This window comes from Hydrogenophaga sp., from assembly GCF_011390835.1.
Lineage (GTDB): Bacteria > Pseudomonadota > Gammaproteobacteria > Burkholderiales > Burkholderiaceae_C > Hydrogenophaga.
In genome coordinates this window covers 142331-160009 of record NZ_JAABRQ010000001.1, presented here as the reverse complement: position 1 = coordinate 160009, position 17679 = coordinate 142331, and the positions used below count along the sequence as shown (strand labels likewise).

General features: G+C 63.2%; 25 protein-coding genes. 24 read left to right on the top strand and 1 reads right to left on the bottom strand.

The window, feature by feature from the left end:
- Positions 1-159: 159 nt before the first annotated feature.
- The 17 genes from GPT34_RS00820 to hisF all read left to right on the top strand — a co-directional run bounded on the left by GPT34_RS00820 (position 160) and on the right by hisF (position 13691).
- Entirely contained in the window at positions 160-975 is an 816-nt protein-coding gene (locus tag GPT34_RS00820; RefSeq protein ID WP_291008376.1) for an ATP-binding cassette domain-containing protein, read from the top strand.
- Positions 972-1751: a lipid asymmetry maintenance ABC transporter permease subunit MlaE gene (mlaE, locus tag GPT34_RS00815; protein ID WP_291008373.1), complete on the top strand. Its 780-nt coding sequence runs from the start codon at positions 972-974 to the stop codon at positions 1749-1751. Before GPT34_RS00820 ends, mlaE begins: the two co-directional genes overlap by 4 nt.
- Before the next feature lie 18 nt (positions 1752-1769).
- Complete coding sequence (mlaD, locus tag GPT34_RS00810; protein WP_291008370.1) at positions 1770-2249, top strand: outer membrane lipid asymmetry maintenance protein MlaD; 480 nt, start codon at positions 1770-1772, stop codon at positions 2247-2249.
- A 97-nt stretch (positions 2250-2346) separates the two neighbouring features.
- Complete coding sequence (locus GPT34_RS00805) at positions 2347-3090, top strand: VacJ family lipoprotein (protein ID WP_291008367.1); 744 nt, start codon at positions 2347-2349, stop codon at positions 3088-3090.
- A 123-nt stretch (positions 3091-3213) separates the two neighbouring features.
- On the top strand, positions 3214-3843 hold the full coding sequence (locus GPT34_RS00800; protein ID WP_291008364.1) for an ABC transporter substrate-binding protein: 630 nt from the start codon (positions 3214-3216) through the stop codon (positions 3841-3843).
- A gap of 10 nt (positions 3844-3853) precedes the next feature.
- Positions 3854-4138 carry an STAS domain-containing protein gene (locus GPT34_RS00795; RefSeq protein ID WP_291008361.1) on the top strand — a complete coding sequence of 95 codons (285 nt, stop codon included), beginning with the start codon at positions 3854-3856 and terminating at the stop codon, positions 4136-4138.
- A gap of 124 nt (positions 4139-4262) precedes the next feature.
- Positions 4263-5201 (top strand): ABC transporter ATP-binding protein, encoded by a 939-nt coding sequence (locus GPT34_RS00790; RefSeq protein ID WP_291008358.1) that lies wholly within the window; start codon positions 4263-4265, stop codon positions 5199-5201.
- A complete protein-coding gene (locus GPT34_RS00785; protein ID WP_291008355.1) occupies positions 5198-5953 on the top strand; it encodes an ABC transporter permease in 756 nt (251 codons plus the stop codon). The genes GPT34_RS00790 and GPT34_RS00785 overlap by 4 nt, the downstream gene beginning before the upstream one ends.
- 11 nt (positions 5954-5964) lie before the next feature.
- Positions 5965-6201: a BolA family protein gene (locus GPT34_RS00780; protein ID WP_291008352.1), complete on the top strand. Its 237-nt coding sequence runs from the start codon at positions 5965-5967 to the stop codon at positions 6199-6201.
- Positions 6202-6336: 135 nt separating this feature from the next.
- Positions 6337-7617: a UDP-N-acetylglucosamine 1-carboxyvinyltransferase gene (gene murA, locus GPT34_RS00775; RefSeq protein ID WP_291008349.1), complete on the top strand. Its 1281-nt coding sequence runs from the start codon at positions 6337-6339 to the stop codon at positions 7615-7617.
- A 13-nt stretch (positions 7618-7630) separates the two neighbouring features.
- The gene (gene hisG, locus GPT34_RS00770) at positions 7631-8287 is read left to right on the top strand and encodes an ATP phosphoribosyltransferase (RefSeq protein ID WP_291008346.1); all 657 of its coding nucleotides are present in this window, start codon (positions 7631-7633) and stop codon (positions 8285-8287) included.
- Positions 8284-9627, top strand: coding sequence for a histidinol dehydrogenase (gene hisD, locus GPT34_RS00765; protein WP_291008343.1), 1344 nt, complete (start codon positions 8284-8286; stop codon positions 9625-9627). The genes hisG and hisD overlap by 4 nt, the downstream gene beginning before the upstream one ends.
- The gene (hisC, locus tag GPT34_RS00760; RefSeq protein ID WP_291008341.1) at positions 9624-10709 is read left to right on the top strand and encodes a histidinol-phosphate transaminase; all 1086 of its coding nucleotides are present in this window, start codon (positions 9624-9626) and stop codon (positions 10707-10709) included. The genes hisD and hisC overlap by 4 nt, the downstream gene beginning before the upstream one ends.
- Positions 10706-11320, top strand: a complete 615-nt coding sequence (gene hisB / locus GPT34_RS00755) for an imidazoleglycerol-phosphate dehydratase HisB (protein ID WP_291008338.1) — start codon at positions 10706-10708, stop codon at positions 11318-11320. The genes hisC and hisB overlap by 4 nt, the downstream gene beginning before the upstream one ends.
- Before the next feature lie 13 nt (positions 11321-11333).
- The gene (hisH, locus tag GPT34_RS00750; RefSeq protein ID WP_291008336.1) at positions 11334-11996 is read left to right on the top strand and encodes an imidazole glycerol phosphate synthase subunit HisH; all 663 of its coding nucleotides are present in this window, start codon (positions 11334-11336) and stop codon (positions 11994-11996) included.
- A gap of 48 nt (positions 11997-12044) precedes the next feature.
- Positions 12045-12785: a 1-(5-phosphoribosyl)-5-[(5-phosphoribosylamino)methylideneamino]imidazole-4-carboxamide isomerase gene (gene hisA / locus GPT34_RS00745; protein ID WP_291008333.1), complete on the top strand. Its 741-nt coding sequence runs from the start codon at positions 12045-12047 to the stop codon at positions 12783-12785.
- A 126-nt stretch (positions 12786-12911) separates the two neighbouring features.
- Positions 12912-13691, top strand: a complete 780-nt coding sequence (gene hisF / locus GPT34_RS00740; protein ID WP_291008330.1) for an imidazole glycerol phosphate synthase subunit HisF — start codon at positions 12912-12914, stop codon at positions 13689-13691.
- Positions 13692-13732: 41 nt separating this feature from the next.
- Here hisF and GPT34_RS00735 read toward each other — a convergent pair whose 3' ends face one another.
- A complete protein-coding gene (locus tag GPT34_RS00735) occupies positions 13733-14227 on the bottom strand; it encodes a lipopolysaccharide assembly protein LapA domain-containing protein (protein WP_291008327.1) in 495 nt (164 codons plus the stop codon).
- Between the two features lie 109 nt (positions 14228-14336).
- Here GPT34_RS00735 and hisI point away from each other — a divergent pair, with 109 nt between their 5' ends.
- From hisI to tatC, 7 genes are all read left to right on the top strand, one after another.
- Positions 14337-14735, top strand: coding sequence for a phosphoribosyl-AMP cyclohydrolase (hisI, locus tag GPT34_RS00730; protein ID WP_291009003.1), 399 nt, complete (start codon positions 14337-14339; stop codon positions 14733-14735).
- Complete coding sequence (locus GPT34_RS00725; protein ID WP_291008324.1) at positions 14732-15109, top strand: phosphoribosyl-ATP diphosphatase; 378 nt, start codon at positions 14732-14734, stop codon at positions 15107-15109. The genes hisI and GPT34_RS00725 overlap by 4 nt, the downstream gene beginning before the upstream one ends.
- A 26-nt stretch (positions 15110-15135) precedes the next feature.
- Positions 15136-15525 carry a hypothetical protein gene (locus GPT34_RS00720; RefSeq protein ID WP_291008321.1) on the top strand — a complete coding sequence of 130 codons (390 nt, stop codon included), beginning with the start codon at positions 15136-15138 and terminating at the stop codon, positions 15523-15525.
- 19 nt (positions 15526-15544) lie between these two features.
- Entirely contained in the window at positions 15545-15907 is a 363-nt protein-coding gene (locus GPT34_RS00715) for a histidine triad nucleotide-binding protein (RefSeq protein ID WP_291008318.1), read from the top strand.
- 152 nt (positions 15908-16059) lie between these two features.
- Positions 16060-16314 carry a Sec-independent protein translocase subunit TatA gene (gene tatA, locus GPT34_RS00710; RefSeq protein ID WP_291008315.1) on the top strand — a complete coding sequence of 85 codons (255 nt, stop codon included), beginning with the start codon at positions 16060-16062 and terminating at the stop codon, positions 16312-16314.
- 88 nt (positions 16315-16402) lie between these two features.
- Positions 16403-16894 carry a Sec-independent protein translocase protein TatB gene (gene tatB / locus GPT34_RS00705; RefSeq protein ID WP_291008313.1) on the top strand — a complete coding sequence of 164 codons (492 nt, stop codon included), beginning with the start codon at positions 16403-16405 and terminating at the stop codon, positions 16892-16894.
- Positions 16894-17676, top strand: coding sequence for a twin-arginine translocase subunit TatC (gene tatC / locus GPT34_RS00700; RefSeq protein WP_291008310.1), 783 nt, complete (start codon positions 16894-16896; stop codon positions 17674-17676). The genes tatB and tatC overlap by 1 nt, the downstream gene beginning before the upstream one ends.
- Positions 17677-17679: the final 3 nt, after the last annotated feature.

The following is a 17679-nucleotide window of genomic DNA, read 5'->3' as shown; positions in this document are numbered from 1 at the left end:
CCAAGCCGTCTCACCATGGCCCTGCGGTGCTCGCCCTAGATAGGAGAGGTCGCTTGATCGCCGAGCCGAGCTTGGCTCGGCACTGTCCTGTGCGCGAGTATCCGCTGACCACCTAGGATTTACCCTCATGCGACAATGCCAAAAGTTTTTTCTGGCCCCATGAGCGACGCCCCTTTCATCGAAATCGATCGTGTGACCTTCGGCTATGACAGCCGTCGCACCATCCTCAACGACATCTCGCTGAAGTTCGCGCGCGGCAAGATCACGGCCGTGCTGGGCGGTTCTGGTTGTGGCAAGACCACGCTCTTGCGCCTCATCGGCGGCGTGCACGCGGCCAACAGCGGGCGCGTGGTGTTCGACGGTGAGGTGGTCGACACACGCGACAAAGCACAGTTGTTCCGCCTACGCCGCCGTCTCGGCATGCTGTTCCAGTTCGGTGCCCTGTTCACCGACTTGTCGGCGTTCGATAACGTCGCTTTCCCGCTGCGCGAGATGACCGATCTGCCCGAGGTGCTGATCCGCGATATCGTGTTGATGAAGCTCAACGCGGTGGGTTTGCGCGGCGCCGCCGGGCTGCGCATCAGCGAAGTGTCGGGCGGCATGGCGCGACGCATCGCGCTGGCGCGCGCGATTGCGCTGGACCCCGAACTCATCATGTACGACGAGCCATTTGCTGGCCTGGATCTGGTGTCCATGGGCGTGGCCGGCAAGCTGATCCGCACGCTGACCGACGTTACCGGCGCCACCGCCTTGCTGATTTCGCACGACGTGCCCCAGTGCATGGCCATCAGCGACTGGGTGGTGCTCATGGCCACCGGTGGCCGGATCGTGGCCCAGGGCACGCCGAAGGAACTCATGGACAGCACCGACGCCGAGGTGCGGCAGTTTGTGCGCGGAGAACCCGACGGACCGATCAAGTTCCACTACCCCGCGCCCCCGGTGGCCGAAGACTTTGGTGTGAGGCCCTCGGCATGAACGCGCTGCAACGACTGGGCCAGATCGCCTTGAATCTGCTGGAGCGCTGGGGCCATGGCGCGATCTTTTTCCTGGAATTGCTGCAGGCTGTGCCGGCGTCGTTGCGCCGCTTCGGTCTGGTGGTGCAGCAGATTCACGCCATCGGCAACCGCTCGCTGGTGATTATTCTCGCCTCGGGCCTGTCGGTGGGCTTTGTTTTGGCGCTTCAGATGTACTACGCGCTCACTACCTATGGTGCGGCCGAGTCGCTGGGTCTCATCGTCAACCTAGCCCTGGTGCGTGAACTGGGCCCGGTGGTCGCGGCCTTGCTGTTTGCCGGTCGTGCCGGTACCTCGCTCACGGCCGAAATCGGCCTCATGAAAGCGGGCGAACAGATCGCGGCGATGGAACTCATGGCTATCGACCCCCGTGCCCGCGTGCTGGCCCCGCGTTTTCTCGCGGGCATCATTTCCATGCCGATTCTGGCTGCGCTGTTTTCGGCCATCGGCATCCTGGGTGCTTACGTGGTGGCGGTGCTGCTGATCGGCATCGATGCCGGCAATTTCTGGTCCATCCAGCAAAGCGGCGTGGATGTGTGGCGCGACGTGGGCAATGGTGTGGTCAAGAGCATGGTGTTCGGCGTCATTTGCACCGCGGTGGCGCTGTACCAGGGATATGAAACCGAGGCCACGCCCGAGGGTGTGGCCTACGCCACCACGCGCACCGTGGTGACGGCGTCGCTGGGCGTGCTGGCCATGGACTTCATCCTGACTGCCCTGATGTTTTCGACCCCCTGATTCTCCGTAGGAGTGCACATGAACAAAAAAAGCATAGAAATTCTGGTTGGTCTGTTTGTCGCGATGGGCGCGCTGGCCCTGCTGTTCCTGGCCCTCAAGGCCGCCAACCTCACCAGCTTCACCGGCACCGGGCAGACCTACTCGGTACAGGCTCGGTTTGACAACATCGGCGGCCTCAAGGCTCGCGCGCCGGTGCGCTCGGCCGGGGTCAACGTGGGCCGCATCACTGGCATCTCGCTCGATCGCACCACGTTCCAAGGCGTGGTCAGCATGGAGCTCAGCGCCGACGTGGCCTTTCCCAAGGATTCTTCGGCCAAGATTCTGACCGCCGGTCTGCTTGGCGACCAGTACATCGGCCTAGTGCCGGGCGGCTCCGAGCAGAACCTGGCCGCCGGTGACGTGATCACTCAGACGCAATCGGCTGTCGTGCTGGAAAACCTGATCGGCCAGTTCCTCTTCAACCGCGCTGCCGATAGCGGATCGGGCGCCGCGCAGTGAGCGTCTACCCCTCGCTTGAGGGGTCTACTGCCAGCCGCACGGGCAGTGGGTGCGTAACGCAGTCAGAATGGCGACGCCACCATTTCCGGGAGTGTTCATGTCGATTTGGTCTTTGATCTGCAAAAGGGGTAGTGCGGTGCTCCTTGGTGCGGTCCTGGCCGGCTGTGCCTCCGGGCCCAACGCCAGCCCGCGCGACCCGTTGGAGCCATTCAACCGCGGCGTCTCGGAGTTCAACGATGTCGTGGACGGCGCGGTGCTCAAACCCGTGGCCACGGTGTACCGCGACGTGACGCCCGACTTGGTGCGCACCGGTGTGAGCAATTTTTTCGGCAACCTTCGCGATGTCTGGTCAGGTGCCAACGCCACGCTGCAGCTGCGCCCGCGCGAGGCCACCGAAAATTTCCTGCGTTTTGGTGTGAACACCCTGTTGGGTTTGGGCGGTCTGCTCGATATCGCATCGGAAATGGGCATCGACCGCACCCAACTCGATTTCGGCCAGACATTGGGCCGCTGGGGCGTGCCACCTGGTGCTTACCTGGTGCTGCCGATCTTTGGGCCCTCTTCGATCCGCGATGCGGCGGGGTTCGGCATCGAAACCCGCGGTGATCTGGTGAACAATGTGAGCGACGTGGCAACCCGCAACAGCCTGACCGCCTTGCGCGCGGTGGAGACGCGGGCCAACCTGCTGCGGGCCACCTCCATGCTGGAAGGCGCCGCGCTGGACAAATACAGCTTCACGCGAGACATCTACCTACAGCGCCGCCAGAACCAGATCGACTCGATCCGAGAGCTGGGCATCGGCGTGCGCTATGGCACGCAAGATACAGAATCCAGCAATTGAACACCGGGTGTTCACGTGAAGTTCCGGTGAAGATGGGAACCGGGCTCGGTGGGGGCCCTCCAAAACGTTAAGCTGCGGGTCATACGCAGCGACAGGACCCACGAGGTCCGGAAAGGCAATCAAGTGTTCAATCGACGCAACTGGCTGGGCGCACTGGCGCTGTCTGCCCTGAGCCTGGCACCTTGGGTGGCCCAGGCGGCTGAAGAAGCACCGGACGCGCTGATCAAACGCATTTCGGGCGATGTCATGGCCGCCGTGAAGGCAGACCCCGCCATCCAGGCCGGCGACATCAACCGCATCGTGACGCTGGTGGACGGCAAGATCATGCCCAACGTGAATTTTTCGCGCATGACCTCATCGGCTGTTGGCCGCTACTGGCGCCAGGCCACGCCGGCCCAGCAAAAGCAGCTCCAGGATGAGTTCAAAACCCTGCTCGTGCGCACCTACTCTGGCGCGCTGGGCGAGGTCAAGGACCAGACGGTGAGCTTCAAGCCCTTCCGGGCCCGTGCTGAAGACACCGAGGTGGTGGTGCGCTCCGAGGTGCGTGGCCGAGGTGAGCCGATCCAGCTCGACTACCGCCTGGAGAAGACGCCAGACGGCTGGAAGATCTACGACCTGAATGTGTTGGGTATCTGGCTGGTCGAGACCTACCGCACCCAGTTCGCGCAGGAGATAAGCTCCAAAGGTTTGGACGGGCTGATCGAAACCCTTAGCCAGCGCAACAAGAGCAACAGCAGCGCCAAGGCGAGTTGAGCCGATCACCATGGTCGCTGACTCCACCCGCTTTACCCTGCCTGAGCAGCTGACCATGCAAGGCGCAGCTCAGGCGCTGCTGCAGCTTCGGCAAAGCCTGGCTCAGCAGGCCGGGCCGGCGGTGACACTCGACGCCCAAGGCCTGCAGGTCCTGGACAGCTCGGCGGTGGCGGTGCTGCTGGAATTGCGCCGCGAACTCCAGCAGCAGGGCCGCTCCCTGGCCTTGAGCAACCCGCCTCAGCGACTGAGCGACCTGATGGCACTCTACGGTGTGAGCGAGCTGCTGCCGACCTGAGCGCCGTCGGTAATTCCAGCGCGGCTCAGCACCTGACGGGCATGGCGCTTAAAATGGAAGGCTGGCCTGAGGGGCGCGGATGTCCCGTGCGCCGCCGCCATCCCTGGGGTCTCTCCCCGCCGCCATGCCCGCCGTTTCTTTTCAGCACGTCTCCAAGATCTACTCGTCTCCCCGCGGCGACCTGCACGCGTTGCAGGATGTGTCGTTCGACATTGAGCCTGGCGAGTTCTTTGGCCTGCTCGGGCCCAATGGCGCGGGCAAGACCACGCTGATCAGCATCCTCGCCGGTCTGTCCCGCGCCACCAGCGGCCAAGTCCGGGTACACGGCCACGATGTGCAGTCCGACTACCAGGCTGCACGCCGTCAGCTCGGCGTGGTGCCGCAGGAACTGGTGTTCGACCCCTTCTTCAATGTGCGCGAGGCGCTGCGTTTTCAGTCGGGCTACTTCGGCATCCGTCACAACGACGCCTGGATCAATGAGCTGCTCGACGGCCTCGGACTGGCCGACAAAGCGGGCGCCAACATGCGCCAGCTCTCGGGCGGCATGAAGCGCCGCGTGCTGATTGCGCAGGCGCTGGTGCACAAGCCGCCTGTCATCGTGCTTGATGAACCCACTGCCGGCGTGGATGTGGAGCTGCGCCAGACGCTGTGGCACTTCATCTCCGATCTCAACAAGCGCCTGGGCAGCACGGTGCTGCTGACCACCCACTATCTGGAAGAGGCTGAGGCGCTGTGCGGGCGCATTGCGATGCTCAAGCAGGGCAGGGTCGTGGCGCTGGAGAAAACCTCGGCACTGCTTGCGCGCGCCGCGTCCAACGTGCTGCGCTTCAAGACCGACGCGACCTTACCCGCCGATCTGGCTGCGCAGGCCCGTGTGACCGGCCGCGTGGTGCAGCTGCCGGCCATCGATGCGCTGGCGGTCGAGCACACCCTCGCGCGCTTGCGTGAGGCGGGCGTGGCGCCCGAGGACATCGAGATCCGCAAGGCCGACCTGGAAGATGTGTTCCTCGACCTCACCAGCGCCACCCCGCGCCCGGCCAAGTCTGCCGAGGTGCTGCCATGAGAGGCTGGCAAGCCCTGTTCTACAAGGAAATCCTGCGCTTCTGGAAGGTTGGTTTTCAGACGGTGGCCGCCCCCGTCATCACCGCCATCCTTTACCTCGTGATCTTTGGCCACGTGATGGAAGACCGGGTGCAGGTGTACGACTCGGTCAGCTACACGGCGTTTCTTCTGCCTGGCCTGGTGATGATGAGCGTGTTGCAGAACGCGTTTGCCAACAGCAGCAGCTCGATGGTGCAAAGCAAGGTCATGGGCAATCTCGTGTTTCTCATGCTCACGCCTCTGTCCCACCGCGCCTGGTTTTTTGCCTACGTGGGCTCATCGGTGGTGCGAGGCTTGGCGGTGGGTGCTGGGGTGCTGCTGGCCACGTGGTGGTTTGCCCAGCCCTCTCTGGTCGCGCCGCTGTGGGTGCTGGCGTTCGCCATCCTGGGTGCTGCGCTGCTGGGCGCACTCGGCCTGATCGCTGGTCTGTGGGCCGAGAAGTTTGACCAGATGGCGGTTTTCCAGAACTTCATCATCATGCCCATGACCTTTCTTTCGGGCGTGTTCTACTCCATCCATTCCCTGCCCGAATTCTGGCGACAGGTGAGTCACCTCAACCCGTTTTTCTACATGATCGATGGCTTCCGCTATGGCTTTTTTGGCGTCAGCGACACCTCTCCCTGGCTTAGCCTGTTGCTGGTGGGAGGGGCTTTGCTGGGGGTGAGCGCGCTGGCGCTGCACCTGCTGCGCATCGGTTACAAGATCCGTCACTGACACCATTCAACATGACAGCTGAACAATTGCAACAACTGATCACCGCCGGACTGCCCTGCGAGCACATCGAGGTGTCGGGTGATGGCCGCCACTGGTCGGCCGTGATCGTTTCATCGGCCTTCGAAGGCCTGCGCCTGATTGCGCGCCACAAACGGGTCTACGACACGCTGGGTGCGCGCATCCAGAACGACGAGGTGCACGCCTTGTCGATGAAGACGCACACGCCTGCCGAATGGAAAGCACGATGACCCCCCTGCGCCGCTGCGCGCCTTCCCCCCACGGGGGACCCCACCTGCAGCCCGGCCAAGCCGGTTCTGCGGTGGGCGCTGCTTAGAGACACCGCGCGCCGGCTGCTGAACAGGACACTTCAACACAAGAGCTTTATGGACAAATTGCGAATCACCGGTGGCCGTGCCCTCAAAGGCGAAGTCACGATTTCGGGCGCCAAGAACGCGGCGCTGCCTGAAATGTGCGCAGCGCTGCTGACCGATGAGCCGGTACGTCTGCTCAATATGCCTCGCCTGCACGATGTGGCCACCATGCGCCGGCTGCTCGACAACATGGGTGTGAAGACCGAGACCCATGGCGATCGCGGCGGCATGTCATTCCACGCGGCCGACCCGATCCAGCCCGAGGCGCCTTACGAGCTGGTCAAGACCATGCGCGCCTCGGTGCTGGCGCTGGGTCCGCTGCTGGCGCGTTTTGGCCATGCCAAGGTGTCGCTGCCTGGCGGATGCGCGATTGGTTCCCGTCCGGTGGACCAGCACATCAAGGGCTTGCAGGCCATGGGCGCCGAGATCGTGGTCGAACATGGCTACATGGTGGCGCGCCTGCCGCAGGGGCGCAGCCGGTTGCATGGCGCGCGCATTGCCACCGACATGGTGACCGTGACCGGTACCGAGAACTTCCTCATGGCGGCCGCGCTGGCGGAGGGCGAAACGCTGCTGGAGAACGCCGCTCAGGAGCCGGAGATTCCCGACCTGTGCGAGATGCTCATCGCCATGGGCGCCAAGATCGAAGGCCACGGCACCAGTCGCATCCATATCCAGGGCGTGGAGCGGTTGCACGGCTGCACCCACCAGGTGGTGGCCGACCGCATTGAGGCCGGCACCTTCCTCTGCGCGGTGGCAGCCACTGGCGGCGATGTGGTGCTGCGCCACGCGCGCGCACACCACATGGACGCGGTCATCGACAAATTGCTGGAAGCAGGGGCCGAGATCGAAGCGGGCGAGGAGGCGGCGGGCGTTTTCATCCGCATCCGGTCGACCGGCCGGCTCAAGGCACAAAGCTTCCGCACCACCGAGTACCCAGGCTTTCCCACGGACATGCAGGCGCAGTTTATGGCGCTCAATTGCATCGCCGAGGGCACAGCCAAGGTGACCGAGACGATCTTCGAAAACCGCTTCATGCACGTCAACGAGCTGGTGCGCCTGGGCGCACGCATCCAGACCGATGGCAAGGTGGCCGTGGTCGAGGGTATCGAGCGGCTCTCGGGCGCCACCGTCATGGCCACCGACCTGCGCGCCTCGGCCAGCTTGGTGATCGCTGGGCTGGTGGCCGAGGGACAGACCGTGGTCGACCGCATCTACCACCTGGATCGGGGCTACGACCAGATGGAAGAAAAGCTGCGTGGCATCGGTGCGGATATTGTCCGTTTCAAGTGAAGCACAGACGCCAATGATCACCCTCGCTCTTTCCAAAGGCCGCATCTTCGACGAGACGCTGCCGCTGCTGGCCGCCGCCGGCATTCAGGTGCTCGAAGACCCAGAAACCTCTCGCAAGCTTATCCTGCCGACCAGCCATGCCGATGTGCGCGTGGTGCTGGTGCGCGCCTCGGACGTGCCGACCTATGTGGAGTACGGCGGCGCCGACCTGGGGGTGACCGGCAAGGACACGCTGATCGAGCATGGCGGCCAGGGCCTGTATCAGCCGCTGGACCTGAAGATCGCCCAATGCCGCATGAGCGTGGCTGTGCCGGCGCACTTTGACTACGCCTCTGCTGTGCGTCAGGGTTCTCGCCTGCGCGTGGCCACCAAATACACAGCAATAGCGCGCGAGTTTTTCGCGGGCAAAGGTGTGCACGTGGACCTGATCAAGCTCTACGGCAGCATGGAGCTCGCGCCGCTCACCGGCTTGGCCGATGCCATTGTCGACCTGGTGTCCACTGGCAAGACCCTGCAGGCCAACCAGCTGGTCGAGGTCGAGCACATCATGGACATCAGCTCGCGGCTTGTGGTCAACCAGGCCGCGCTCAAGCTCAAGCAGGCCAGCATCCGCCCCATCATCGACGCTTTCGCCCAGGCCATCGCCAAGACCGCCGATCCGACACCATGAGCCTTGCTGCCCAACCCGTCCGCCTGTCCACGGCCGACGCCGATTTTGAAACCCGGTTCGCCGCCCGCCTGCACTGGTCCGCCGAAACCGACGGCGCGATCGAGCATCGCGTGGCCGATATCCTGGCCGATGTGCAACTGCGCGGCGATGCGGCGGTCCTGGAATACACCGCGCGCTTTGACGGTCTGGAGCGTTCCAGCGTGCACGAGCTGGAGCTGACCCAGGCCGAGCTCAAGATTGCATTCGACCGCCTGCCCACGGCCCAGCGAGCCGCCCTGGAGGCCGCTGCACACCGCGTGCGCCAGTACCACGTGGCCCAGAAGAAGGCCAGCGGCGAAAGCTGGAGCTACCGTGACGACGACGGCACCTTGCTGGGCCAGAAGGTCACGCCGCTGGACCGTGTGGGCATTTACGTGCCGGGTGGCAAGGCGGCCTACCCGTCGAGCGTTTTGATGAACGCCATTCCGGCGCATGTGGCGGGCGTAGCCGAAATCGTCATGGTCGTACCGACGCCGCGCGGCGAGAAAAACGCCCTGGTGCTGGCGGCCGCTTATGTGGCCGGTGTTACCCGCGCCTTCACCATCGGTGGCGCGCAAGCCGTGGCGGCGCTGGCCTACGGTACCGCGACCGTGCCCAAGGTGGACAAGATCACAGGCCCGGGCAACGCCTACGTGGCCAGTGCCAAGAAGCGCGTGTTCGGCACCGTGGGCATCGACATGATCGCCGGACCGAGCGAAATCCTGGTGCTGGCCGACGGTAGCACGCCCGCCGAGTGGATTGCCATGGACCTGTTCAGCCAGGCCGAGCACGATGAATTGGCGCAAAGCATTCTGCTGTGCCCCGATGCGGCCTATATCGACTTGGTGCAGGCCGAGATTGACCGCCTGCTGCCGACCATGCCGCGAGCAGCCATCATCGCCAAAAGTCTGAGCGACCGCGGCGCGCTGATCCACACCCGCAGCATGGAAGAGGCCTGCGCCATCAGCAACCGTATCGCGCCCGAGCACCTGGAGGTGTCCAGCACCGACCCGCACCGCTGGGAGCCATTGCTCAAGCACGCGGGCGCGATCTTCCTCGGCGCGTACACCAGCGAAAGCCTGGGCGACTACTGCGCTGGTCCCAACCACGTGCTGCCCACCAGCGGCACAGCGCGGTTTTCGTCGCCTCTGGGTGTGTACGACTTCCAGAAGCGCAGCAGCCTGATCGAGGTCAGCGCTGCGGGCGCGCAGGCGCTGGGCGTCATCGCCGCCGAACTGGCCTACGGCGAAGGCCTGCAGGCGCACGCGCGGGCAGCCGAATTGCGGCTGACGGACGTACCTCCGATGCGAAAGGCCACATGACAAGCCACTTGCGCTTCATCCGTCAGGACGTCCAGTCCATGCACGCCTACGCTGTCCAGGATGCGGCGGGCATGGTCAAGCTCGATGCGATGGAAAACCCGTTCTCCCTGCCAGCCGAGCTCCAAAAGCAATTGGGCGAGCGGCTGGGGGCGGTGGCCATCAACCGCTACCCCGGCGCCCGCGTGGACGATCTGAGGCGCGCCCTGTGTGCCTATGTGGACCTGCCGCCAGGTCATGCCCTGATGGTGGGCAACGGGTCCGATGAGCTGATCTCGCTGCTCGCCATGGCCTGCGACACCCCGGGCGCCTCCATCCTGGCGCCGCTACCCGGCTTCGTGATGTATGCCATGAGTGCGCAGCTGCAGGGGCTGGCCTTTCACGGTGTGCCCCTCACCGCCGACTTCGAGCTGGATGAGTCCGCCATGGTGGAGGCACTCCGGCAGCACCAGCCAGCCATCACTTACCTGGCCTACCCGAACAACCCCACCGCCAACCTGTGGGATGCCGCGGTGATCCGCAGCCTGATTGCAGAGGTCGCGACCTTCGGCGGTCTGGTGGTGATGGATGAGGCCTACCAGCCGTTTTCCAGCCGCAGCTGGCTGACCGAGATGCGCTCCCAGCCAGGGGCAAATGCCAACGTGTTGCTGATGCGCACACTGTCCAAGTTGGGCCTCGCTGGCGTGCGCCTGGGCTACCTGCTCGGCCCCAAGGCGCTGGTGGACGAGGTGGACAAGCTGCGACCGCCCTACAACGTGAGCGTGCTCAATGCCGAGTGCGCCCTGTTTGCGCTGGAGCATGCTGAGGTTTTCGCCGCTCAGGCGCGCCAGATTTGCGAGCAGCGCGAAGTCCTGATCAACGCGCTGGCGGCCATGCCCGGTGTGACGCCGTTCCCCAGCGACGCCAACATGGTGCTGGCGCGTGTGCCCGATGCGCAACGCTGCTTCGATGGTCTGAAGGCGCGTGGCTTGCTGGTGAAGAATGTTTCTAAAATGCACCCATTGCTGGGCCAGTGTCTGCGTCTGACGGTCGGTACCCCAGCCGAAAACGCCTCGCTCATCAGCGCCTTGCCAGACTGTTTATGACCACCCCCACCCCCGCCGCCACCGACCGCATCGCCGACGTCCAGCGCGACACCAGCGAGACGCAGATCCGTGTGCGCGTCAACCTCGACGGTACCGGCACGGCCAAGCTGTCCACGGGCATCGGTTTTTTTGACCATATGCTCGACCAGATCGCACGCCACGGGCTGATCGATCTGGACATCCAGGCCCAAGGCGACCTGCACATTGACGGCCACCACACGGTGGAAGATGTGGGCATCACGCTTGGCCAGGCCTTTGCCCAGGCGGTGGGCGACAAAAAAGGCATCCGCCGCTATGGTCACGCCTACGTGCCGCTGGACGAAGCGCTGTCGCGCGTGGTGATCGATTTTTCGGGCCGTCCAGGGCTGCACATGCGCGTGCCATTCAAGAGCGGCATGGTCGGTGGTTTTGACACCCAGCTCGCCTTCGAGTTTTTCCAGGGTTTTGTGAACCATGCCAGCGTCACCCTTCACATCGACAACCTGCACGGTGAAAACGCCCACCACCAGGCTGAAACGGTGTTCAAGGCCTTCGCCCGTGCGCTGCGCATGGCGCTGGAGCGGGACCCGCGCATGGGCCAGATGATCCCCTCCACCAAAGGTTCGTTGTAAACCCTGCCGTCTCATGACACGCAAGACAGTGGCAGTAGTTGATTACGGCAGCGGCAATTTGCGCTCAGTGTCGCAGGCTGTGGCCCATGTCGCGGCCGGCAGCGGGCTGGAGGTGACCGTCACATCCGACCCCCGGGCAGTGCTGGATGCGGAGCGCATCGTGCTGCCTGGCCAAGGCCACATGGCGGACTGTACCCGTGGCCTGGCGACGTCCGGCTTGCTGGACGCGGTCTTGCACGCCACCGCCAACAAGCCTCTGTTTGGGGTCTGCGTCGGCATGCAGATGCTGCTTGATCACAGCGAGGAGGGCGACACCCCCGGCCTGGGCCTAATCCCGGGCGAGGTGCGGCAGTTTCGCCTGCAAGGGCGGCTGCAGGCCGATGGCAGCCGGTTCAAGGTGCCGCAAATGGGCTGGAACCAGGTGTTCCACGACCTCGGCCGAGGCCCTGCGCACGCGCTGTGGGATGGCATTGATGACGGCGCCTATTTTTATTTCGTGCACAGCTACTACGCCCAGCCCGTCAGCGCCCAGCACAACGTGGGCGAAGCAGACTATGGTGGGCGCTTTGCAGCGGCCGTGGCACGCGATAACATTTTCGCCACCCAGTTCCATCCCGAAAAAAGCGCCGACCAGGGCCTGGCGCTGTACCGCAACTTTCTGACCTGGAACCCCTGAGCCCACCAGGCTCGTTTTGTACGCCTTCCGTTCAACCACCACACCATCATGCTGCTGATCCCTGCCATCGATCTCAAAGACGGCCAGTGCGTGCGCCTCAAACAGGGCGACATGGACCAATCCACCGTGTTCGGTGAAGACCCGGCCGCCATGGCGCGCAGCTGGGTCGACAAGGGTGCGCGCCGGGTGCACCTGGTGGACCTCAATGGCGCCTTTGCTGGCAAGCCCAAGAATGAGCAGGCGATTCGCGCCATCCTGAAGGAAATCGGTGCTGAGGTGGATGTGCAGCTCGGCGGCGGCATCCGCGACATGGACACCATCGAGCGTTACCTGGACGCCGGCCTGCGCTACGTGATCATCGGCACCGCGGCGGTGAAGAACCCGGGCTTCCTTCAAGACGCCTGCACCGCCTTTGGCGGCCACATCATCGTCGGCTTGGACGCCAAGGACGGCAAGGTCGCTACCGATGGCTGGAGCAAGTTGACTGGTCACGAGGTGATCGACCTGGGCAAAAAATTTGAAGACTACGGCGTCGAAGGCATCATCTACACCGACATCGGCCGCGATGGCATGCTCAGCGGCATCAACATTGAGGCCACGGTGAAGCTGGCCCAGGCATTGACCATCCCTGTGATCGCCTCAGGCGGCCTGTCGAACCTGGACGACATCCGCCGCCTCTGTGAGGTGGAAGAGGAGGGGGTCGAGGGCGTGATCTGCGGCCGCTCCATCTATAGCGGCGACCTCGATTTCGAAGCCGCCCAGCAGTTGGCCGACGAACTCAACGGATGAATGAGCTTCCCCCTGCGGTGTCACTCCCCAAAAGGACGTTCAGCCGCGGACTGGTAGAGCCAGATCCTTGCTGACCTGGTTTGATGCCTCTCACGCCTCGCAACCGCTCGATTAGGACATTTTTCTGTGCTCGCCAAACGCATCATCCCCTGCCTCGACGTGACCGGTGGCCGTGTCGTGAAGGGCGTCAACTTTGTTGAGCTGCGTGACGCGGGTGACCCTGTAGAGATCGCGGCGCGCTACAACGAGCAGGGCGCCGACGAGCTGACTTTCCTCGACATCACCGCTACCAGCGACGGGCGCGACCTCATCCTGCACATCATTGAAGCGGTTGCTTCCCAGGTGTTCATCCCGCTCACGGTGGGCGGCGGGGTGCGCACGGTGGAGGATGTGCGACGCCTGCTCAACGCGGGTGCCGACAAGACCAGTTTCAACTCGGCAGCGATCGCCAACCCGGGTGTCATCCGTGAAGTGTCCGATAAGTATGGTTCGCAATGCATCGTGGTTGCCATCGACGCCAAGCGCCGCTTCGGCAACGACATGCTGGACCGTGGTGAAGGCTGGGACGTCTACAGCCATGGCGGCCGCCAGAACACGGGCCTGGACGCGGTGGCCTGGGCCCGGCAGATGGCTGAGCACGGGGCTGGCGAAATCCTGCTCACCAGCATGGATCGCGACGGCACCAAGGCCGGTTTTGATCTGGAGCTCACCCGCACCGTAGCCGATGCGGTGAGCGTGCCGGTGATCGCCTCGGGTGGCGTGGGTAATCTCGACCACCTAGCCGATGGGGTGCAGCTGGGCAGGGCAGATGCTGTGCTGGCCGCCAGCATCTTTCATTACGGTGAGTACACCGTGGCTCAAGCCAAGCAGCGCATGGCCGAGCGCGGCATTCCAGTACGACGCTGAAACTATCCGAGGGGAAGGGCGCTACACCGCCCCTCAGCGCATCAGCTTCGGTCGGAGGAAGGGGGGAACTGGCGCACGAAACGGTCTTCCAGTTCGCCCAAGCTGGCGCCCAGCCCGTTGCCGGTGAGTTCGATGGTCTCGGCCAGACCCGCGCGCACCGCATCTATTTTCTGCATCAGCTGATTCGACTGCTCGGCGTCACGCGTGGCGGTGGCCTGCATCTCGGTGCGCAGGAATTCACGCAACTCGGTGAAGCGCGATGCCTCGGCCTTGTCGGCCAGCTGGCGTTGCTCGCTGGCTTCGCGGGTGATGCGGCGCACCTCCATGAGGTGGCTGGTCTGGAAATACACCAGGGCCAACAAAAACACCACCAGCACCGCCACCACCATGCCCAGCATCACCAGGCCCAGCGGCGCCTGGATTTCCGAGAAACCCAGGTTGAGGCTGGTGGGTTGCACGATGGCCTCGAAGTTGAGTGCGACAAAGCCCGCGATCAGCAAGATCAGGGCAACCAGCAGCAGGGTGCGCAGACTCATGTTTTCTCCTCGGTGCATGTGGCTCTGGCTCGAAGAAAGCTGGCCGACGATGATGCGATGCTAACCGCGTTTCCAACCCGCTCCCCGGCACGATCAAAGGCCATGTTAGATTCCCGATATGAATTGGCTTGACGCGGTGAAGTGGGATGCGCAGGGCTTGGTACCCGTGATCGCGCAGGAGGCGTCCAGCGGCGACGTGCTCATGTTCGCCTGGATGAACCGCGAGGCGCTGGGCAAAACTGCCGAGCTCGGTCGTGCGGTCTATTTCAGCCGCTCGCGCGGTAAGCTTTGGTTCAAGGGTGAAGAGTCTGGCCACGTGCAGACGGTGCACGAAATCCGCCTGGATTGCGACAACGATGTGGTCTTGCTCAAGGTCACCCAGCAGGGACATGAGCCCGGTATCGCCTGCCACACCGGTCGCCACAGCTGCTTCTACCAACAACATGACAATGGGCAGTGGCGTGCTGTGGAGCCGGTGCTCAAAGACCCAGAATCGATCTACAAATGACAGCGTCGCCCCTCTCCCAAGATGATCTTGCCCGCCTTGCCGAGGTGATCGAAAGCCGCAAGCCAGCGCGCGGCGGAGATCCGGAAAAGAGTTACGTGGCTCGCTTGTTGCACAAGGGACCGGACGCGTTTCTCAAGAAGATCGGTGAAGAGGCCACCGAAGTGGTCATGGCCGCCAAGGATTGTGACCGAGATGGGGATGCCCAAAAGCTGGTCAACGAAGTGGCCGATCTCTGGTTCCACTGCATGATCGCGCTGGCTCATTACGGCAAGGAGCCCGCTGATGTGGTGGCCGAACTGGTGCGGCGCGAAGGTCTGAGCGGACTCGAAGAGAAGGCCTTGCGCAAGGCCGTGGAGCGTGAATCGGGCGCATGAGCCCAAGCGAACAACAGGAAAACACCATGAACGACATTATTGACGTGCCCTCGATAGACAGCGAAAAGGCCCAGTCGCTCAAGACGGTGGGCTGGATCAGCTACTTGCTGCACCTGATCGTGGCGGTGGCTGCGGTGATCCCGGGCGCTCAGGTCGGTGCGGGCCTGCTCGTGGTGGCCTTGATCATTGATCTGGTGAAAAAGTCCGATGCCGAGGGGACCTGGCAGGCCAGCCATTTTTCCTGGCGCATCCGCACGGTGTTGTGGGCCGGCTTCTTTTATGTGGTGACGGTGCCGTTGTACTTCCTGCTCTATCTGCCCGGCGCGATCGCCTGGGCCATCATCTCTATCTGGTTCCTTTACCGCATCGTCAAAGGCATGGTGCGCATGAACGCCAGCCAGTCGCTGCCGACCTGACCTCTCCCGCATGAGAAACATGAGCGATCACGATCCCAACTGCCTTTTCTGCAAGATCATCGCGGGCCAGATCCCGTCGCAGAAAGTGTACGAAGACGACGAACTGTTCGCCTTTCACGACATCCACCCATGGGCGCCGGTCCACTTTCTCCTTGTGCCCAAACGCCACATCGCGTCGATGGCGCAGCTCACCCCGCAAGATGCAGGTCTTATGGGGCGCATGATGGTGCTGGTGCCTCAACTGGCCGCTGAGGCGGGCTGCAATCCGTATCCTGAGGGTGGCTTCCGCATGGTGTGCAACACCGGCATGGAAGGCGGGCAGGAAGTGCACCACCTGCACGTGCACATCATGGGTGGTCCGAGGCCCTGGCAACGCGGCTGAGGCCGCATCGACTGCATCTGTGGGCCTCGCTCGGACCCAACCTTTGATCGGTGCGGGTTTTTGCCGACCTTGCCCGAGACGGTGAACTCCGCTCCGGGCTTAGAATCGAATGCAAGGCGCCAAGCGCTTCTTACCTACCTCTGGAGTAAATCATGGGTTCTTTTTCGATTTGGCACTGGCTCATCGTGCTGCTGATTGTGGTGATGGTCTTTGGCACCAAGAAGCTCAAGAACATCGGCTCGGACCTGGGCGGTGCAGTCAAGGGTTTCAAAGACGGTATCAAAGAAGGCGGGCAGTCGGCTGAATCGGGTGCGGAAACTCCTGCACCCAGCGCCTCTGCAAAGGTGGCGCATGAAAATGGCGTCGACAAGAACACCATCGACGTCGAGGCCAAACAGAAGAGTTGACCAGCGAGCCGGTCTCCGGGGCCCTCCCGCGCTTCGGGTATGGCCCGTTGCTCAGCCCTGTACTGTCTGATTTTCGAATGGCCGACACATGATTGATCTGGGCATCTCCAAGCTCGCCCTCATTGGGGCGGTGGCGCTCATCGTCATCGGTCCCGAAAAGCTGCCGCGGGTGGCGCGCACCGTGGGCGCTTTGCTGGGCAAGGCGCAGCGTTACGTGTCGGATGTGAAGGCCGAGGTCAACCGCTCGATGGAGCTCGAAGAGCTCAAGAAAATGAAGGACTCGGTGGAGTCTGCCGCACGCGATGTGCAAGGTTCAATGCAGAGCAGCGCCAACGATTTCGAGAAATCGTGGTCCGAGGCTACTGCGGGCCTGGAAGGCAACGAATACGGCGCCGACGCGATGAACAGCATCGGCAGCGACGCCCACCCGGTCTACAAGCATCCCAAGAAAAACTGGCGCATCAAGCAAAAGGCCATGCCTCAGTGGTTCAAGGCGCGTGCCGGCGTGCGCACCCGTACCCAATCGGGAGCGGCCCGGGTGGCGCGCTTCCGGCCCCGTTCCTCTTCCGCCCCTCGCTGATGTCCGACCCCAAAGAATCGACCGACGAACTCGCCGGTAGCGAGCAGCCTTTTGTGCAGCACCTGATGGAGCTGCGCGACCGGCTTCTATATGGCGTCATCGGTCTGGCCATCTGCATGGCTGCCCTGGCTTTCTGGCCAGGCCCGAGTGGTTTGATCGACCTTATCGCTGTGCCGATCCGGGCCCACATGCCACCGGACGCCAAGCTGATCGCAGTGGGCGTATTTTCGCCCTTTTTTGTACCCATCAAGGTGCTGGCCATGGCGGCGTTGTTGCTTTCGCTGCCTTGGTGGATGTACCAGGTCTGGGCCTTTGTGGCGCCAGGCCTCTATAGCCACGAAAAAAAGTTCGCTATCCCTCTGATCACGCTGGGCAGCCTGCTAGCTTATGTGGGCATAGCCTTTGTGCAGTTCTTCGTGCTGGACAAGATGTTTGGCTTCATCCAGAAGTTCACCCCGGCCAGCGTGGCGGCGACGCCCGACATCGCCTCGTACGTGGAAGCTATTCTGTCGCTCTATCTGGCCTTTGGCCTAGCGTTTCAGGTGCCCATTGTGGTGGTACTGCTGGTGAAAATGAACATGGTGTCGGTCAAGCAGCTGAAGGAATTCCGAGGCTACTTCATTGTGGTCGCGTTTGTGATTGCTGCCATCGTCACGCCGCCCGACGTTATTTCGCAGCTTGCGCTAGCCGTGCCGATGTGCCTGCTCTATGAAGTGGGCATCTGGGGCGCGCAGTGGTTCGTGAAAAACACCGCCGCACCCCCGGCTGATACCGACGAGTAGCCC

Excerpts from the sequence above, each read along its gene's own strand:
- GPT34_RS00820 (WP_291008376.1), top strand. The coding sequence starts at position 160 with ATGAGCGACGCCCCTTTCATCGAAATCGATCGTGTGACCTTCGGCTAT.
- mlaE (WP_291008373.1), top strand. The coding sequence starts at position 972 with ATGAACGCGCTGCAACGACTGGGCCAGATCGCCTTGAATCTGCTGGAG.
- mlaD (WP_291008370.1), top strand. The coding sequence starts at position 1,770 with ATGAACAAAAAAAGCATAGAAATTCTGGTTGGTCTGTTTGTCGCGATG.
- GPT34_RS00805 (WP_291008367.1), top strand. The coding sequence starts at position 2,347 with ATGTCGATTTGGTCTTTGATCTGCAAAAGGGGTAGTGCGGTGCTCCTT.
- GPT34_RS00795 (WP_291008361.1), top strand. The coding sequence starts at position 3,854 with ATGGTCGCTGACTCCACCCGCTTTACCCTGCCTGAGCAGCTGACCATG.
- GPT34_RS00790 (WP_291008358.1), top strand. The coding sequence starts at position 4,263 with ATGCCCGCCGTTTCTTTTCAGCACGTCTCCAAGATCTACTCGTCTCCC.
- GPT34_RS00785 (WP_291008355.1), top strand. The coding sequence starts at position 5,198 with ATGAGAGGCTGGCAAGCCCTGTTCTACAAGGAAATCCTGCGCTTCTGG.
- GPT34_RS00780 (WP_291008352.1), top strand. The coding sequence starts at position 5,965 with ATGACAGCTGAACAATTGCAACAACTGATCACCGCCGGACTGCCCTGC.
- murA (WP_291008349.1), top strand. The coding sequence starts at position 6,337 with ATGGACAAATTGCGAATCACCGGTGGCCGTGCCCTCAAAGGCGAAGTC.
- hisG (WP_291008346.1), top strand. The coding sequence starts at position 7,631 with ATGATCACCCTCGCTCTTTCCAAAGGCCGCATCTTCGACGAGACGCTG.
- hisD (WP_291008343.1), top strand. The coding sequence starts at position 8,284 with ATGAGCCTTGCTGCCCAACCCGTCCGCCTGTCCACGGCCGACGCCGAT.
- hisC (WP_291008341.1), top strand. The coding sequence starts at position 9,624 with ATGACAAGCCACTTGCGCTTCATCCGTCAGGACGTCCAGTCCATGCAC.
- hisB (WP_291008338.1), top strand. The coding sequence starts at position 10,706 with ATGACCACCCCCACCCCCGCCGCCACCGACCGCATCGCCGACGTCCAG.
- hisH (WP_291008336.1), top strand. The coding sequence starts at position 11,334 with ATGACACGCAAGACAGTGGCAGTAGTTGATTACGGCAGCGGCAATTTG.
- hisA (WP_291008333.1), top strand. The coding sequence starts at position 12,045 with ATGCTGCTGATCCCTGCCATCGATCTCAAAGACGGCCAGTGCGTGCGC.
- GPT34_RS00735 (WP_291008327.1), bottom strand. The coding sequence starts at position 14,227 with ATGAGTCTGCGCACCCTGCTGCTGGTTGCCCTGATCTTGCTGATCGCG.
- GPT34_RS00725 (WP_291008324.1), top strand. The coding sequence starts at position 14,732 with ATGACAGCGTCGCCCCTCTCCCAAGATGATCTTGCCCGCCTTGCCGAG.
- GPT34_RS00720 (WP_291008321.1), top strand. The coding sequence starts at position 15,136 with ATGAACGACATTATTGACGTGCCCTCGATAGACAGCGAAAAGGCCCAG.
- GPT34_RS00715 (WP_291008318.1), top strand. The coding sequence starts at position 15,545 with ATGAGCGATCACGATCCCAACTGCCTTTTCTGCAAGATCATCGCGGGC.
- tatA (WP_291008315.1), top strand. The coding sequence starts at position 16,060 with ATGGGTTCTTTTTCGATTTGGCACTGGCTCATCGTGCTGCTGATTGTG.
- tatB (WP_291008313.1), top strand. The coding sequence starts at position 16,403 with ATGATTGATCTGGGCATCTCCAAGCTCGCCCTCATTGGGGCGGTGGCG.
- tatC (WP_291008310.1), top strand. The coding sequence starts at position 16,894 with ATGTCCGACCCCAAAGAATCGACCGACGAACTCGCCGGTAGCGAGCAG.